The organism is Shewanella algicola (assembly GCF_014648035.1).
GTDB lineage: Bacteria > Pseudomonadota > Gammaproteobacteria > Enterobacterales > Shewanellaceae > Shewanella > Shewanella algicola.
In genome coordinates this window covers 44,197-60,889 of the sequence record NZ_BMQI01000023.1, presented here as the reverse complement: position 1 = coordinate 60,889, position 16,693 = coordinate 44,197, and the positions used below count along the sequence as shown (strand labels likewise).

At 40.2% G+C, this 16,693-nt stretch carries 15 protein-coding genes; 7 read left to right on the top strand and 8 right to left on the bottom strand.

Annotation, left to right across the window (positions count from 1 at the left end; genetic code table 11):
• Positions 1 to 3 precede the first annotated feature (3 nt).
• The 7 genes from ccoS to ccoN form a co-directional block, all read right to left on the bottom strand.
• Positions 4 to 192, bottom strand: coding sequence for a cbb3-type cytochrome oxidase assembly protein CcoS (gene ccoS, locus IEY42_RS11510; protein ID WP_188925367.1), 189 nt, complete (start codon positions 190 to 192; stop codon positions 4 to 6).
• Positions 189 to 2,582, bottom strand: a complete 2,394-nt coding sequence (locus tag IEY42_RS11505) for a heavy metal translocating P-type ATPase (protein ID WP_188925366.1) — start codon at positions 2,580 to 2,582, stop codon at positions 189 to 191. Before IEY42_RS11505 ends, ccoS begins: the two co-directional genes overlap by 4 nt.
• Positions 2,583 to 2,585: 3 nt before the next feature.
• Entirely contained in the window at positions 2,586 to 3,065 is a 480-nt protein-coding gene (locus IEY42_RS11500) for a FixH family protein (RefSeq protein ID WP_188925365.1), read from the bottom strand.
• Positions 3,066 to 3,179: 114 nt separating this feature from the next.
• Positions 3,180 to 4,148: a cytochrome-c oxidase, cbb3-type subunit III gene (gene ccoP / locus IEY42_RS11495; protein WP_188925364.1), complete on the bottom strand. Its 969-nt coding sequence runs from the start codon at positions 4,146 to 4,148 to the stop codon at positions 3,180 to 3,182.
• A gap of 5 nt (positions 4,149 to 4,153) precedes the next feature.
• Positions 4,154 to 4,330, bottom strand: a complete 177-nt coding sequence (locus IEY42_RS11490) for a cbb3-type cytochrome oxidase subunit 3 (protein ID WP_188925363.1) — start codon at positions 4,328 to 4,330, stop codon at positions 4,154 to 4,156.
• A 9-nt stretch (positions 4,331 to 4,339) separates the two neighbouring features.
• Positions 4,340 to 4,966, bottom strand: a complete 627-nt coding sequence (gene ccoO, locus IEY42_RS11485) for a cytochrome-c oxidase, cbb3-type subunit II (RefSeq protein WP_188921496.1) — start codon at positions 4,964 to 4,966, stop codon at positions 4,340 to 4,342.
• A gap of 12 nt (positions 4,967 to 4,978) precedes the next feature.
• The gene (ccoN, locus tag IEY42_RS11480) at positions 4,979 to 6,406 is read right to left on the bottom strand and encodes a cytochrome-c oxidase, cbb3-type subunit I (protein WP_188925362.1); all 1,428 of its coding nucleotides are present in this window, start codon (positions 6,404 to 6,406) and stop codon (positions 4,979 to 4,981) included.
• Positions 6,407 to 6,676: 270 nt separating this feature from the next.
• Between ccoN and IEY42_RS11475 the strand changes: the two genes are divergently transcribed.
• From IEY42_RS11475 to IEY42_RS11465, 3 genes are all read left to right on the top strand, one after another.
• The gene (locus IEY42_RS11475; protein ID WP_188925361.1) at positions 6,677 to 7,129 is read left to right on the top strand and encodes a hypothetical protein; all 453 of its coding nucleotides are present in this window, start codon (positions 6,677 to 6,679) and stop codon (positions 7,127 to 7,129) included.
• Between the two features lie 344 nt (positions 7,130 to 7,473).
• Positions 7,474 to 7,725: a hypothetical protein gene (locus IEY42_RS11470; RefSeq protein WP_188925360.1), complete on the top strand. Its 252-nt coding sequence runs from the start codon at positions 7,474 to 7,476 to the stop codon at positions 7,723 to 7,725.
• Between the two features lie 99 nt (positions 7,726 to 7,824).
• Positions 7,825 to 9,123 carry a tyrosine-type recombinase/integrase gene (locus tag IEY42_RS11465; protein WP_188925359.1) on the top strand — a complete coding sequence of 433 codons (1,299 nt, stop codon included), beginning with the start codon at positions 7,825 to 7,827 and terminating at the stop codon, positions 9,121 to 9,123.
• Between the two features lie 551 nt (positions 9,124 to 9,674).
• Here IEY42_RS11465 and IEY42_RS11460 read toward each other — a convergent pair.
• Complete coding sequence (locus IEY42_RS11460; RefSeq protein WP_188925358.1) at positions 9,675 to 10,832, bottom strand: PcfJ domain-containing protein; 1,158 nt, start codon at positions 10,830 to 10,832, stop codon at positions 9,675 to 9,677.
• A gap of 492 nt (positions 10,833 to 11,324) precedes the next feature.
• Here IEY42_RS11460 and IEY42_RS11455 point away from each other — a divergent pair, with 492 nt between their 5' ends.
• Genes IEY42_RS11455 through IEY42_RS11440 form a run of 4 tightly spaced genes read left to right on the top strand, consistent with a single transcriptional unit; the run spans position 11,325 to position 16,680 of the window.
• Positions 11,325 to 13,313, top strand: coding sequence for a TonB-dependent receptor (locus tag IEY42_RS11455; protein ID WP_229780035.1), 1,989 nt, complete (start codon positions 11,325 to 11,327; stop codon positions 13,311 to 13,313).
• Positions 13,314 to 13,322: 9 nt separating this feature from the next.
• Positions 13,323 to 14,321: an ABC transporter substrate-binding protein gene (locus tag IEY42_RS11450; protein WP_188925356.1), complete on the top strand. Its 999-nt coding sequence runs from the start codon at positions 13,323 to 13,325 to the stop codon at positions 14,319 to 14,321.
• Complete coding sequence (locus IEY42_RS11445; protein ID WP_188925355.1) at positions 14,312 to 15,358, top strand: FecCD family ABC transporter permease; 1,047 nt, start codon at positions 14,312 to 14,314, stop codon at positions 15,356 to 15,358. Before IEY42_RS11450 ends, IEY42_RS11445 begins: the two co-directional genes overlap by 10 nt.
• Complete coding sequence (locus tag IEY42_RS11440; protein WP_188925354.1) at positions 15,358 to 16,680, top strand: ATP-binding cassette domain-containing protein; 1,323 nt, start codon at positions 15,358 to 15,360, stop codon at positions 16,678 to 16,680. The genes IEY42_RS11445 and IEY42_RS11440 overlap by 1 nt, the downstream gene beginning before the upstream one ends.
• Positions 16,681 to 16,693 lie beyond the last annotated feature (13 nt).

The following is a 16,693-nucleotide window of genomic DNA, read 5'->3' as shown; positions in this document are numbered from 1 at the left end:
TGTTTACTCTGCTTTAGTTGGTTTTTCGTTAGTATTATCAGATGGTTTTATCTGCTCATCATCAAATAAAATTGACACACTTTGACGATCTAAATCGTCAAACTGTTCAGACTTAACCGCCCAAAAAAAGATAGCAACTGCAATGAGCACAAACAACATTGCAATAGGGATTAGTACATAAATGATACTCATAGTTTTATCCTAAGTAGCCTTAAGCTGTTAGACACGACAATAAGTGAACTAACAGACATACCAATAGCGGCAAGATAAGGGGCAACATGTCCCGTTACTGCTAACGGTAAAATAATCACGTTATAGGCAAACGCCCATAATAAATTTTGGTGAATAATACGCTGTGCTTGTTTAGCTACATTAATCGCATCGTTAAAGCGTGACAAGTGGTCACCAAGCAATATGAGATCTGCACTATTTTTAGCAATCGCACTGCCACTGCCCATGGCAACAGACAAGTTTGCACCCGCTAAAACGGGCGCATCATTGATTCCATCACCAAACATAGCCACATTTTTAGTTTGTTGTAATTGGTTAACCAGCGACAGTTTACCTTGAGGAGACAATCCAGAGTGCACGTCAGTAATTCCAAGCGTTTTAGCCAAATACTCAACATGGCCCGAATTATCACCACTGGCAATACTTAATCCAATTTTAGCTCGAGTTAATTTATCGACAGTGTGTTTACTGTCTATGCGTAATTGGTCGAGCATTTCAATGGTTGCAACTAACTGATTATCTATTGACATGTAAATAAGCTGAGAATGTTGCACATTGTGATCAGATAACGGAGCCTGAGGTAATACAAATTCATGTTTACCGATCCTGACAAGTTGGTTATCAACGCTAGCAGCAATGCCTAAACCAACGTGATGATCGATTTCGGTCACGGTATATTGGTCATTAAAGTAAGGTTTGAATGCTTGAGCGATAGGATGTAACGAGCCTTGTTCTACAGCCGCAGCGAGCGCGAGAATGTATTCAGATTGATAACCCTTTGCGAGCACAATGTCACCAATCGACAATTGCCCGCACGTTAATGTGCCGGTTTTATCAAACACCACATGGTTAATTTGTGTGAGTTTTTCAAACACACCTGCTTTACGGGTAATGATACCTAATTTAGTAAAAATAGCCGTAGCACAGGTAACCGCTGTCGGTGTGGCTAATGCAAGTGCACAAGGGCAGGTTGCCACTAAAACCGATAAGGTAACCCAAAATGCATCTTCAGGAGAAATAAAATGCCAAATAAAATAAGTCACTAATGCTATCGATAAAATCGTTGCGGTAAAATATCTTGCCAGTCTGTCGGCAACCAGTGCAATAGCAGGTTTATTGTTTGACGCCAATTCTTGTAAACGGATGATTTCGGCAACAAGCTGATCTTGGCCTAATGCCGTGACTTTAACTTGTAATGGCTGCTCAACGTTAATGGTGCCCGCATAAACAGGGTCATTAAGCTTTTTGGTAATGGGCATTTGCTCACCAGTGAGCATGGCTTCATTGGCACTCGATTGGCCAGACACAACAACGGCATCTGCAGCAATAACCTCACCGGGTTTAACTAAAATGACATCGCCAACACGAAGTTGTTTAGCTGCAATTTCAGTCGTTTGTCCGTTGTCGATTAAATGGGCTGTCAGCGGTATCAGTTTATGTAAATTACTCGAACTAACAGAGGCTTTTTGGCGTGCAGTTTGCTCAAAGTAGCGTCCAAGCAATAGGAAAAAGGTAAACATGGAAACCGATTCAAAATACACTTCGCCATTACCTTGCACCGTGGCAATACAACTGGCAATAAAGGCGCCACCAATAGCAACAGACACAGACACGTCCATATTGAGCCTACCGCTGAGTAAGCTACGCAGAGCACTAAAATGAAAGGGTTGTGCAGAATACAGCACCACAGGCGCAGCAAAAATTAAACTCACCCAGCGGAAATAATCCCTAAATTCGACTTCTAAATCAGTAAAGTAGCCAGTGTATAAGGCGAGGGCAAACATCATCACTTGCATGGTTGCAAAGCCAGCTAAACCTAAACGCAGTAAAAACTTACGGCTGTCAGCTTTAGATTGTTTTTCTTGTTCATCAACTTGATAAGGTGCCGCTTGATAGCCAATTTGGCTAATAAGCTGCAAAATCTCACTTAAATGAATGGTTTTATTATCCCAACTGACTAAAGCGCGTTGAGTGGTGGAATTAACTTGAACATTATTGACACCAGCAACGGGTTTTAGTTTGTGCTCAATTAACCAAGCACAAGCCGCACAGGTTATACCGTCAATTGATAATGAGGTTGAATCAATATCACCTTGTTTATGAACAAAGTCTTGTTGAACTTCAGGCAAATCGTACGCACTGTATTGCGTTAATTGCTCTGGCACTAATGCGGTTTGGCGATTACCGGGTTCACTGCGAAATTGATAATAGCTACTTAAGCCCGCATCCATAATCGCTTGCGAAACGGCCTGGCAACCTGGGCAACACATAGGTTGTGCCTGCCCGTTGATGATTGTAGTGAATTGCGTTCCGGTGGTAACGGGTTCATTACAATGAAAACAGAGTGTCATGAATTAGTTCAGCCAATATTCAACGTCATCTTTAATGTCGATACGTTGTTGAATACGCCATTTACCATCAAAGCCTTCAATACGTACTTCCCAAGGGCCACTAATTGCATCTGTTAACGGGATGCGATAAATATAATTGGCATCTGCAGTGGCTTGTACATTAAAATCTTTTTCTTCAATTGTAGGGTGATAAAACTTTATGTTTAATGCTGCACGATACTCTGGGCCACCTTGTTGGGTGATCAATAGCGATTCGTCATTCACTTTGATTAAGAATTTCATGCCAATTTGTTGTGCGTATTTAATTTTACGCAGGTCCATATTGATGCCTTTGCCTTCTTTATAATATTCATCTGCTACTAATGAGTCAGAGTTATCTAACGCAATTTTTAATGTGGTCAAACTGGCAATAACTGCACACATTGGTAAAACGATTAAAAACCAAGGCCAAAACTGTTTATACCAAGGGAGTTGCTTCGACATAATACTTCCTAAAAACCCATAAAATTAACCGAACTATTTTAACGCGTAACGACTTAATAATCACTTAAAAAAAAGGCCTCGATTAAATCGAGGCCTTATTATGAGTATTGTTAACTATTTGTTTGATAAGCTATAAACATAAGCAGCAATCACATGCACTTTCTCTTCACCGAGAATGTCTTTCCAAGCTGGCATTACACCTGCGCGGCCATTAACAATCGACTCAGAAATTACACCACGGCTTCCGCCATATAACCACACATTATCTGTTAGGTTAGGGGCACCCATGAGCTTGTTACCTTTTGCATCCATACCATGACATGCAAAACAACCTTTCATAAATGAACCTTGACCTTGTGCAGCTAAGGCTTCGTCGTGCTCACGACCAGACAGTTTAACGACGTATTCAGCTAGACCTTCAATCTCGCTGTCTTCGATAGGTAAACCACCTTTAGGGGGCATCATACCGTTACGACCGTTCATTAGCGTGGTTTTAATCGTGGCTAAATCGCCACCATATAACCAATCGCCATCTGTTAGGTTAGGGAAACCTTTTGAGCCACGAGCATCAGAACCATGACATTGAGCGCAGTTTTGTAAAAACAAACGACCGCCCACTTTCAATGCTTCTTCGTCTTTAACTAACTCTTCTAACGGGGTGGCTAGATAAGCAGCAAAAATAGGACCATATTTTTCGTCAGCATGCGCGACTTCACGGTCATATTGTGACAGACGATTTTCAGCTTTTGCAGCTTCTAATGCTGCAGCTGAGTCAGCTTTAAGACCTTGTTCAGTACCAATACTTTGGTTAGAACTTGTCCAACCAAACAAACCTTTGTAATTACCAAGGCCTGGGTATAGAGCTAAATAGATCACACCGAACACGATAGTAAGGTAGAACATATAAGCCCACCACTTTGGCAGCGGGTTGTTTAGTTCTTCAATTCCATCAAACTCGTGGCCCATTGATTTACCTTCTTCAACTCCGGTGTAGTTTTTATTCACCAATTTAAGAAGGATAAAACAACCAACAATGACCACAATAGTCAGTACAGAAATCCAAATGCTCCAGAAGTTACTCATAATCATTACTTCTGCTCTCCTGAGTCTTTAGACATTTTTGCCAGTTCATCATCTGAAAATACTAAGTTCGCAGCTTCGTCAAAATTAGACTTGCTGTGCTTACTGTATGCCCAGTAAAAAATACCGACAAATGTCACCATTACAATAATGGTTAAAATGCCTTGAAAAGTACCGTAATCCATTATTGCCTCCTACTTGAGTGCGTGACCCAAAGATTGCAAATACGCGATTAGTGCTTGTAATTCAGTTTTGCCTTCAACCGCTTTTTGAGCGCCAGCAATTTCTTCGTCAGTGTAAAGATCGCCACCTTTGTAACCGCCTTTGTGCAGATTACGTAGGATAGACATCTTGTCACCGGTCAATTCGCCGTCTAGCGTGTTTTCAGCTAACCAAGGGAAAGCAGGCATGTTTGATTGTGGCACCACATCACGTGGGTTGATTAAATGCACTTCATGCCATTTATCGCTGTAGCGACCACCTACACGTGCAAGATCTGGTCCTGTACGCTTAGAACCCCACTGGAAAGGGTGGTCCCAAACTGATTCGCCCGCAACAGAGTAGTGACCATAACGTTCAGTTTCTGCACGTAATGGACGGATCATCTGGCTGTGACAGTTATAACAACCTTCACGCACATAGATATCACGACCTTCAATCTGTAGCGCAGTGTAAGGAATTAACCCTTCAACGGCTTGAGTGGTATCTTTTTGGAAAATCAGCGGCGTAATTTGCACCAAACCACCAAAACTGATGGCAATCACAGTGAAAATAGCAAGCAGTCCCACATTCTTTTCAATTAATTCATGATTAAATTTCATCGAATCTGCTCCTTAAGCTTCTGCTAACGCTGGTAATGATTCTTTAGGCGCTTTAACAGTGCGTAACACGTTATAAGCCATAATCAACATACCGGTTAAGAAGAAACAACCACCAAGAAAGCGTACAAAGTAGAATGGGTATGATGCTTCTAAACTCTCAACGAAGCTGTACGTTAACGTGCCGTCAGAGTTTACTGCACGCCACATAAGACCTTGCATAACACCAGAAATCCACATACTTACAATGTATAAAACAGTACCGATAGTGGCCAACCAGAAGTGGACATTCACTAGCGAGGTGCTATACATACGACCATGGCCAAATAACACAGGCACTAAGTGATATAGTGAACCAATTGACACCATTGCTACCCAGCCTAGCGCGCCAGAGTGAACGTGACCAATGGTCCAGTCAGTGTAATGAGATAACGCATTTACCGTTTTGATTGCCATCATTGGGCCTTCGAAGGTAGACATACCATAGAAAGACAATGAAACAACTAAGAAACGTAACACTGGGTCTGTACGTAGCTTATGCCAAGCACCAGATAGCGTCATAATACCGTTAATCATACCACCCCAAGATGGCGCGAATAAGATTAATGACATCACCATGCCTAAAGACTGAGTCCAGTCAGGTAGGGCAGTGTAATGTAAGTGGTGAGGACCGGCCCAAATGTATAACGCAATCAATGCCCAAAAGTGAACAATCGATAAACGATAAGAATAAACAGGACGTCCAGCTTGCTTAGGCACGAAGTAATACATCATCCCCAAGAAACCAGCAGTAAGTAAGAAGCCTACAGCATTATGTCCGTACCACCACTGAACCATTGCATCAACCGCACCTGAGTACAGCGAGTAAGACTTAAACAGACTTACAGGTACTGCCATTGAGTTAACAATGTGCAATACTGCAACAGTGATGATAAAGGCACCAAAGAACCAGTTCGCCACATAAATATGGGATGTTGTTCGTTTAGCGATTGTTCCAAAAAAGACGATTGCATAACTAACCCAAATAATCGTAATCGCGATATCGATAGGCCATTCTAATTCTGCATATTCTTTACTCTGGGTTATGCCCAAAGGTAGTGTAATTGCAGCTGCAATAATAACGGCTTGCCAACCCCAAAATGTAAATGCGGCTAATTTAGGCGCAAATAGACGGACTTGACAAGTACGTTGCACAACGTAGTAGGATGTAGCGAAAAGAGCTGATGTTCCGAACGCGAAAATCACCGCATTGGTATGTAAAGGTCGTAAACGACTAAACGTTAACCAAGGTGTGTCGAAGTTCAGTTGTGGCCAGATTAACTGAGCCGCAATCAATACACCTACTGCCATGCCAAAGATTCCCCACAAAACAGTGGTGAGTGCGAATTGGCGAACAATAGTGTAATTGTAATCAGCGCCTGTAGACTGGGAATGGTTCATCATAATGCTTCCACGGCTTATTACTTATACTTTTAATATTTAGTAAAGCGAACTTTACCAGTTAAGTTGACAAATGGTTACAAAAACAAACCAAGAAGGTTATTTTTACAACAGTTTGTCAAGGTGTTACCTCGTTTTTGTTGTCTCTATCACGAGGCGATGTAATGATACTTGAGCTGAGTCAAAAAAGATACTTCGCTACATGACTCAAATTTGATTTAGATCAAAATTCGTCAGTTAAAATGTTCAATTTATCACTAAAGGTTAATAACAGTGCCTAAAATAATAAAAATGGTTTCAGTAGTATTTTTCTTAATGTTTTTAATGGCATGTGATAATAAAAAAAATATCGAAAATGTTTCATTTCCAATCGACACCACACTTTGCCAGTTTTCTGCGGGTGAATGTTATAAAAAAGTTGCTGATTTAAATGTAGGTTTAATGCTCGATCCCGTGCACACACCAAGCGAAAAACCACTTAATCTTACGCTTAAATTTAGTCAAGCGATCACTAATATTTTAGTAAGAGTAGAAGGGCGCGATATGTTTATGGGAGTAATACCTGTGACATTATCTGCTATAGAAAACAATCAAGCACACGGCACACTCATATTCGGCTCGTGCAGCAGTGATTACATGGTATGGCGAGTATTTGTTACGTTTGATTACCAAGGACAGCAGCGCACATTAATGTATGACTTTTTAGCTGATAATTCACAACGCTAAAAAGGTGAGAAAGTCGTTTCTCTTTATACTATAAAGAGTAGGGCACAATAGACATAAGTTACAGCTAGGTGATGTGACAATGGTTAGCTTAATTCATCACTAATAAATAATTGTGCCTATTTCATTCTTTATAGGCGATACAAATTACATTTTTTCAGAGAGTTAGGCTCACGCGTTAGTTCTTAGTATTGAGTATTACATATTTTCTACGGTATCAATATCAGGCAAGCACTCTGGCAGGTGAGTCGGTTAGGTTGCAAAGTAAACACAACCTCAAAATCTAATTGATAATCATTCTCAATAATGTATTATGATATATAAGATACATTTAAATGAGAGGCGATATGTCTAGAGTCAATGTCACAATCGACACGGCTAAAGTGGCTCAATTAATAAAAGCAGGTCACTTGTGCGCAGCAGATTTACAGTGTTTAGACAGAGACAGCAAACAAACCTTGTGGCAATTATGTCTATGGAGTTGCCAACATCGTGTGGGCTGTCAAAATACTCAGTGCCAGCATCCGTGTAACTCAGAGAACAATCTACAAAACTCAATCAGCAAACCAATTTCGATATTAAACTATGTAGAGTCATAAACCTCAAATCAATTGATGCCGATAAATAACGTTATCGGCATCAGTTATAAAACGCTATAATAGTCATTTAAACAATAACCTAACTGCAATGTATTCACTATGACTATAGAGACTCTGCCGCCAGTATTACCACTTTTTGACGCTGCAGAATTTGTATTGCAAGGTAATCCCACTGTAAATCAATACATAACGCGAATATCTATCAGTAAAGTGACAGACGCAGGCCTTATTATTGAGCACTGTGCCGACTGGTTATTTGAGCAAAAACAATCAGAAAACAACTACAAAGCATACCGAAGCGAGCTCACCACATTTCTTCATTGGTGTTTTGACGTTGTGGCATTATCGCCAATTGCCGTTACACGCAAAGATATCGCTAAATACATTGATTACTGCCAATCACCACCTAATCACTTAATTGGCTATTTTAATGTCGCGCAATTTAAACTCGACAAAGCCAGTGGTGAACGTCAGCCAAACCCACAATGGCGGCCGTTTATCGGTAAAAAGCAACTCGGTAATTGTCTGCCATATCAATTAAGTGACAACGCACTAAAAACCAAAATAGCCATATTATCATCATTTTACGGTTACTTAATTAGCGAAGAATACACAGAACGTAACCCAGCACAGCTTTGGTTAAAGCACAGTAGATTTTCCATCAAACGTAAATTCACCATAAACGAAGACAGCAATCACCATGCATTTACAGAATTACAATGGTCTTATGTTGTCAGCACCGTAAAGCAATTAGCAAAAACACAACCTGAGCAACATCAGCGTAGTTTATTTTTAATTACACTATTATATAGCTGCTATTTACGCATATCTGAAATCAGCGCGCGTGCAGGTTATGCACCTATGATGAGTCAGTTTCGGCAAGATCCACATTCCAGAGTGTGGTATTTTCATGTGCCATATTCTAAAAGTGGCAAAGCCCGAAATATCGCCATATCCAAAGTGTTATTGACTAGCTTAAGCGAATATCGTCGATACCTAGGGTTAAGTGATTTACCAGGCATCAACGATCAACAGCCAATATTTGTTCGTCATAAGGCTGCTGCACACGGCCGAGAATCCGGAGTCATTAACGCCAATCTAGGCATAAGACAAATACGTGATGAAATCGACAAGTTAATCAATCTTGCTGCAGACAATGCGGCAAAAGATGGGTTTGAGCACGACAGTCATTTAATGAAGCAACTCAGTGCGCATAACATTCGTCACACCGGAATAACGCACGACATCAACATTAACCGCCGGCCGTTATCGCATGTCCAGGCTGATGCTGGCCATGAAAGTATCGATACCACGTCGCAGTATTTACACACGACACAAACCGAACGTCATCAAAGTGCCGTAAATAAACCCTTAAATCATCTTGCTGAGATTGAATAATTGGCTGGCATTAGTGGTAAAAAATAAAAGCATGCAATGTAAGCACGATTTTAAATGCTCAATTTGCCACTAAAACGCTTTAAACAAACGGTTGGTAGATAGTGAGAACCATAAAGGCAGTCTTACTAACAATGGGAAATACAGCCTATTGAACATAAACCTATAACTGCGCACAATGTATATTATGTTAAATAGACTATTTGTGTTTATGAGCTGATAACCTGTATGTTGTGTGGCTTGTCAAACCAAATGACTTTTGTGTCAACTTTTTACTGGGACTTTAGTCATGATTAATCAATAACTTAAGCTCGATTCAACTTTGAATTATTACCTTTTAGGTTCAAACCTATACATTAGAGCGCTTTTTGTGCCAGTTTCCACCACCTGACTTTAATAACACGCGTGGTATATTTTTTTGAGTTGTTTGTGCATGCTTTACGACTGTTACCTAACATTGTTCGATCTAAATTCGACCTTACCTGATGGCGTGATGTTTAAATGGTTGAAACGCATCTTAGCAATCGCCAAGCTAGAGTTTGTGAATTAGACAACTAAGCTTTTAACTCCAGCTGATGATCATAACCTTGCTTATAGATTTTCTTCACTCTCTCAAACCATGCATAGACTAACTCTTGGGTTTCATTAGTTGCGATTGCATTGCGTATTCCCTTGATTTGGTCCAATTCAAGCATGCCAATGCGTTTATTGACTTTCACTCCAATGGTTACTCTTTGTGGGTGATCCATTTTAAACGCGCAATAATGTCCTGCGACTATACGATTGTGATAAACAGCAATACAATGCTTTTGAGTCATACCTTCATGAATAAGCGCATCATAATTGTCTATTGCGACAAAGTTAGGCTCACTCGCGATCAATTGTGGATATGGTGTATCTGCATCGACTGGCCTGTGTTCCAATCTTTCAATATCATTACGTTGATCAATCCATTGTTGGTGCAATCTTTCAAGCTCATCAAATGACGAAAGCTGGCCAATTCTGTTTGCAGGCTCATTTATACCGAGCGCTAAACCCAGTGCTATGGTGTCAGCCAAACAAGCACGTAACGGCCCTCTTTTGATATTTTTATTATTTGCTATAGCATGGCCTAATTTTGTGCAGGTTAAAAATGGATATCGGTTATCCAGGCTTATGGTCAAATAGTTTATTACCTGATGATGCTTAAAAACTTTGTAACGACACATTCTCTTATCTAACAATTTTTTCAAAAACTTTAACTCTATATCTCTATCAAACTTGAGTGTTAGCTTGTCGATAAACTTGAGTGCAGCTCTTGCGTTGTCGTATCCGAGTTCACACAGAATGTCACGTTGTCCTAGTTGGCTTAATGCTAATGCCTTTTCATTATCAATTGGGTACTGCTCACAAATTAGCACTAATAATAACGGCCGCATTAATAGCAATTGAGCGGCTTGTTCACTATTAGCTGCAAGCCACAAAAGCTGATACTGATGCTCAGGAAATGCATTCGTGATTGAAATATACTGCTCTGGAATTTGCGCCAACCATTCATCACCTGATACAAACTGAGTGATAAAATTAAGCCCTAAGCCTAGCCCACCTTCTAATAATTCTTTTGGTTTAGTGTCGAAGACTCTATAAGCCCGTAACTTTTGATGCCAACTATGTAGCTCTATGTCATAGTCAAATCCAAGGTGAGTCGTTTGTATCGTCAGTTGAAAATCCATATTTCTGCTTAATGTAGTTGTGGGCTAAGGCCTTATATATAGTAAAAACATAAAATCACCTAACCAACCTATTGGTAACTTATATATAACTTTAACTTAGTTTATTAAATAATAAATATTTTCTAACTCAATAATTAATCGACCCATCACATTAAGTCGATGTCGAGTTTCATTTTCTGCTCAATTAATAGCTTCGTTAATTTTGATGGACAAATTGTCCGCTCACTGTTAATTCGTTTCCCTTTAGATGAGATTTTGCTGCACTTGTCGTAATTTCAATTTGTTTTTGTTGAGTTCAATCAACGCTATCGTAACAATACTTACATTTATGTCCAACTAGATTTCAACGTTGACAAAAAGACATAGATTAACTAAGTGCTTCTAAATGAATAACAAAATCATAACAAGCCAGGTAGTCATTAAAGTAAATGTATGGAGATTAAAATAACGATGATTAAAAAGCACAAAGTTGCAATTGCAGTTTGCAGCATAATGACCTGTCAATTTGCAATCGCCAGTGATGAAAGTGATGTCTTTTCCTTAGGCGAAATTGTTGTATCTGAACAAACAGGCGTTAAAGATATTGCAATTAATAATACTATGACAGAAGAACAAATTGAATTGGTTGGTGCAAAAACGGCTGCGGATGCATTAGATTTTATTCCTGGCGTGCATACAGCTCAGTCTAGCAAAGGTGAAAAATTCATAACCATACAAGGGTTCGAGCAAGATAAAATCTTAATCCTTCTTGATGGTGTACCTTATTATGAAACCAATTACGGTCAGTTAGATTTAAACCAAATTCCAGCAAGCATTATCGCCAAAATTGAAGTGACTAAAGGCGCATCATCAGTACTGTATGGCCCAAATGGTATGGGTGGTGTGGTAAATATTATCACCAAAAAAGGCCAAGATGGCGTCAGTGGTGAATTGGAAGCATCTGTAGGGCAAATGGGGCAAAATAATGAATCAGCCTCAATGAGTCTGGGTAAAAATGGTTTCAGCTTATTTGCGACCGTAAATCACCGTGGTCGCGACTCTATGAGAATGTCTAATGACTATGAACCTATACTTTCAGACATAAAAGATAAGTATGGCGACTTACCGAAACAGATGATCGTAGAAGATGGCGACAAGCGTGAAAATTCATCTTATGACTCCACAAATATCTGGGTGCGTGGTGGATATGCTAACGAAAATAGCGAATTTTTTGCAAGTGTGTTCAATCTAGATACCGAAAGAGACTTACCTTACAACACCCGTTATAACAAAGTTTTCAGCGACTTCAGTAGTTTTGCCAATATTTCTGAATATAAAGATACCGGGGTAGATTTAAGTGGCCTTCATCGTATTAATGATTCACTCACTCTACGTGCATTAGCTTATTATCATATCCATGATGACAGCTATGATTCCTATGATACACCTGAACAATACGTAAAATTGGCGGTAAGTAGTTATAGTGATTATACCGGTGGTGGAGCTATTTTTGCCGATATAAACTTAACCGATTGGAATCGTTTAAGCGTATCCGTTAACTATAAAAATGATGTCCATAAGAAAAAAAATGTCGCTTATGTTGACCCTGATGAATCACACGGTTATGAACGCTCTCAATTAGATACTATTAGTTTTGCGGCCGAAGATACCATGACATTTGGGGCGCTCAATGTTGTTGCAGGGATTGCATGGCATAAACAAACTGTTGGTGAAGACCGCGGTATCGATGCAGACACAGATAATGATGATTCAGATACATTTGATCCTAGCTTAGGTATGAGTTATACCTTTGATAACGCAGGGCTTGTTTATGGTTCAATCGCACAAAAAACTCGTTTCGCTACTTTTTCGGAAATGTATGATGATACCGGTGCACGTCATGATCTTAAACCAGAACGCAATACCAGTTATACATTAGGTTGGAAAAATGATCTTGCTTATACTTGGTTAAACAACATCGATATTGGTCTATTTTATCATGATATTAGCGATAAAATTGTAGAAGTATACATAACAGATCCAACCGTTCCAGACTCCAAGCTTGAAGTTAATCAAAATGTGGGCACATCTAAATTCTACGGTGTTGAATTCAGCACGTTAAGCCAGTTATCAGAAAATGTTAGTTTATCATTCGATTACAGTTACACCCACGCTCGTAATGAAAGTGAAGATCGTGAATCTGATTACTTCCGTGATATCCCTAAAGATTCATTTACCGCGATGTTAAATTGGTATCAACCCACGTTAGACATTAATAGTAATTTACGTGTTCGTTACCGTACGGATATTTTAATTGATGTTGATTCAGACGAATGGGAAAGCGATACATTAACCATTGATATGGGCGTTAAGAAAGCCTTTACACCGCAATTTTCTGCCTATGTAAACCTCAATAACGTGTTAGATGAGTCGCACTACGAAGGATACGGCCAACCAAATGAAGGCCGTTCTTATGAAGTCGGCGTTAAATATCGTTTTTAAGGATAATGAATGCCTAACATACTATTAAGTATTGTAGCCATTCTACTTTGTGGTCTTTCAAGTGTATCGGCAGCGCCGATACACTTGATTGATCAACAAGGTCGTGAAGTGGTATTACAAAAACCTGCAGAGCGAATAGTCTCAACCTTTACCCCTGCTAATTTATTCTCCTTAAGTTTAGGACTTGCAGATAAATTAGTAGGGATTGGTGGCATGACTAAAAACTCACCGTTTATCAATAAGCAACTAGTCAATCATGAAGCTTCGGTTGTCGGTAGTCGTTCAGCTGGCACCAGTTTAGAAACCATCATTGCGTTAAATCCTGACTTAGTTTTAGTCTTTGGAAAAAAAGACGGTTATAGGCTAGCAGATCGATTAACGTCTTTAGGCATTGCAAGTTTAATCATTCAGCCAGAAACATTTGAGGATGCCGAAACCGTAATAGATTTACTCGCCAAAGCAACAGGTACTCAAGATAAAGCTGCGCAAATTGCTGCAGAAAATCTGAGGTTAAAAAACATTATCAACACGGGTTTGGCAGATTTGCCCGCATCACAGCGTTTACGTGCTTATTATGTTAATAGTTCAGATTTGTACCGAACCGCAAGTGAAGAAATGTTTCAACACCAATTAATGACGACCTCTGGAGTCACCAATGTCGCTAAAGATGTTCCTGGCTTTTACCCTAAAGTGAATGTAGAGCAATTATTAATTTGGCAGCCACAGTTATTAATTAGAGAATCAAATGATACAACCAAAGTCGACGATCAATTAGCACAATCTTTGGTGACACCGCTAACCAAATTGCCACAAATAATGTTACCCAAAGGCAGTTTTTGGGATATGCCCTCGCCTATGGCAATGGCTGGTGCGCTTTACATTGCTGTAAACACATATCCAGAGCAATTTAAAGAGGTAGACGCTGAAGCTGAAATAGCCCGTTTTTATCACGTTGCTTTTGGCGATGAGTGTTTATCTCCTTTAAAAAGTCAGCCTAAATGCCAGTAATCAAAAAATACACATTATTGTCCATTCAATCGGTAGCGGTTGCAATCATCATTCTTTTAGTTGGGTTGTATGCTGGGCGATTTGCTATTAATCCAAGTGATTTGTTAAGTGCCATACAAAAGCTGCCTTCGGTACTCATTGATTTAATGATGACGGGGCAAGTATCTGAAGAGTTAACCCAACAAGAACGGATTATTTTACTGATTCGTTTTCCACGGTTACTCACCGCATTGATAGTGGGTGCTGGCCTTGCGGTTTCTGGCGCTGTTTATCAAGGCGTATTTCGAAACCCGTTAGTGTCACCTGATATTCTAGGGGTGGCATCGGGTTGTATGTTTGGTGCCGCTATGGGGCTTATTCTGCCTGGAAGTAGCTGGTACACCGTACAGTTACTCGCTTTTGTTTGTGGATTATCAGCCGCTTGCGTTGCGATGTTTATGGCCAGAAAATTTGGCAGCAATAGCATATTGTTGATGTTAATGACCGGTATTATTATCGGGTCAATATTTGGTTCAGGCTTAACCATGCTAAAAGCACTCGCCGATCCTTATGGCGAATTACCCGCAATTGTCTTTTGGTTAATGGGCTCCTTGTCTGCCAGTAGCTGGAGTACTGTAGCGCAACTGGCTGTACCGGTCGTTATTGGATATGGGCTAATTCACTCACTGCGTTATCGTTTGAATGTTCTCTGTTTGGGTGACCAACAAAGCCGCAGTTTAGGCATAGAACCTGCAAAATTACGCTTAGTATTAATTATTATTAGCTCCTTTATTGTGGCATCTTGCGTGGCAACCGTCGGACAAGTGGCATGGATTGGCTTGGTGGTTCCGCATATGGTACGCACCTTTGCTGGGGCGAATAATATGCGTGTCATCCCCCTTTCCACTTCAATTGGCGCGATTTTTCTACTGCTAGCTGACAGTGTTGCAAGATCAAGTTTCACCATGGAAATCCCCATTGGGATTGTCACCTCTTTAGTTGGCGCCCCTTTGTTTGCTTTCTTATTATTCCGGTTCCGCCAAGGAGGCTCTTACTAATGCTCAAGGTATTTGATATTAGCTTTGCTATTGGCGATAAACTTTTATTAGACAATGTCAGTTTTGAGTTAAAACCCGGTGAGTTTTTAGCTATTTTAGGCGCAAATGGTGCCGGTAAAACCACATTGATGAACTGCTTATGCGGTTTAACTCGCCCAAGTAATGGCTCTATATTGTTAAATCAACGTCCATTAAGTGATATGTCTCGTGCTGACATCGCCATGCAAATGGCATTGGTGCCTCAGCAACAAGAAACTGCATTTGCTTTTACCGCTTTAGAAATGGTGGTAATGGGGCGAACACCCTTTATTTCCACTTTCGAATCACCATCAGAGCAAGATGTGATTGATGCAAAAAGCATTATGCAATTATTAGATGTTGGCGGGTTGGCTCAAAGTGATTACAACCGCTTATCTGGTGGCGAGCGGCAGTTAGTTTTATTAGCCAGAGCATTATTTCAAAGTAACCGTTTACTGCTACTTGATGAACCCACAAACCACCTTGATTTTCGTCATCGTTATCAAGTGTTATCTCAAGTTAAGCGCAGCTGTATTGAATTAAATACTGCCGTTATCGCCATTTTACATGACCCCAATTTGGCCCAACTTTACGCGGATAAGGTACTGCTGCTAGAAGATGGCAAAGTGCTTAATTATGGTGAGCGAGATGTGGTGATGACCAGTGAAAATATTAGTCGCCTTTATGGCATCCCTGCCACTAGCTACCAAGTCGCTCAGACAGAGTTTTTTATTCCCCAAAATGTATTAGGGCAAGCCCCAAGCAAGGTGGTGATTATTACTGGCGAAAGCGGCAGCGGCAAAACAACACTGCTTACCGAATTGATTCAGCAATGTCACAAAGACGGCATTCCTCTGGCGGGAATACTCTGCCCTGGGGAGATGAAAGACGGCCAAAGGTTCAGTAGCGACATTGTCGATATTGCAACAAATGAACGCTGCTTGTTCGGCCACCGTACTGGCGTATTGGATAAAAAAACCAAGACTCGATTTTATTTTACAGAACAAGGTATGGCATTAGGTATTAAGGCATTATCGCCAAAAGACATCCACACAAAAACGGTCTGTATTATCGATGAAATAGGCCCAATGGAGCTAAACGGACATGGATTTGGTCATCAAATAGCACCATTGTTAGCCATGCCGGGAAGTCGGCATATTTGGGTCGTTAGGCCCAATTTAGTCAGCCAAGTTTGCCGACATTGGTCTTTACATCATCCTCAAGTCATCAATATTACAGACATTGATGTATTGGAAAAACTAATACGATTTGCGAAGAATAATCAGGAATATACCCAGACTTAATAACAAGCGTTAA

What these genes read in the sequence shown, in the direction of transcription:
- ccoS (WP_188925367.1), bottom strand. Translation starts at nt 192, where the DNA reads ATGAGTATCATTTATGTACTAATCCCTATTGCAATGTTGTTTGTGCTC.
- IEY42_RS11505 (WP_188925366.1), bottom strand. Translation starts at nt 2,582, where the DNA reads ATGACACTCTGTTTTCATTGTAATGAACCCGTTACCACCGGAACGCAA.
- IEY42_RS11500 (WP_188925365.1), bottom strand. Translation starts at nt 3,065, where the DNA reads ATGTCGAAGCAACTCCCTTGGTATAAACAGTTTTGGCCTTGGTTTTTA.
- ccoP (WP_188925364.1), bottom strand. Translation starts at nt 4,148, where the DNA reads ATGAGTAACTTCTGGAGCATTTGGATTTCTGTACTGACTATTGTGGTC.
- IEY42_RS11490 (WP_188925363.1), bottom strand. Translation starts at nt 4,330, where the DNA reads ATGGATTACGGTACTTTTCAAGGCATTTTAACCATTATTGTAATGGTG.
- ccoO (WP_188921496.1), bottom strand. Translation starts at nt 4,966, where the DNA reads ATGAAATTTAATCATGAATTAATTGAAAAGAATGTGGGACTGCTTGCT.
- ccoN (WP_188925362.1), bottom strand. Translation starts at nt 6,406, where the DNA reads ATGATGAACCATTCCCAGTCTACAGGCGCTGATTACAATTACACTATT.
- IEY42_RS11470 (WP_188925360.1), top strand. Translation starts at nt 7,474, where the DNA reads ATGTCTAGAGTCAATGTCACAATCGACACGGCTAAAGTGGCTCAATTA.
- IEY42_RS11465 (WP_188925359.1), top strand. Translation starts at nt 7,825, where the DNA reads ATGACTATAGAGACTCTGCCGCCAGTATTACCACTTTTTGACGCTGCA.
- IEY42_RS11460 (WP_188925358.1), bottom strand. Translation starts at nt 10,832, where the DNA reads ATGGATTTTCAACTGACGATACAAACGACTCACCTTGGATTTGACTAT.
- IEY42_RS11455 (WP_229780035.1), top strand. Translation starts at nt 11,325, where the DNA reads ATGACCTGTCAATTTGCAATCGCCAGTGATGAAAGTGATGTCTTTTCC.
- IEY42_RS11450 (WP_188925356.1), top strand. Translation starts at nt 13,323, where the DNA reads ATGCCTAACATACTATTAAGTATTGTAGCCATTCTACTTTGTGGTCTT.
- IEY42_RS11445 (WP_188925355.1), top strand. Translation starts at nt 14,312, where the DNA reads ATGCCAGTAATCAAAAAATACACATTATTGTCCATTCAATCGGTAGCG.
- IEY42_RS11440 (WP_188925354.1), top strand. Translation starts at nt 15,358, where the DNA reads ATGCTCAAGGTATTTGATATTAGCTTTGCTATTGGCGATAAACTTTTA.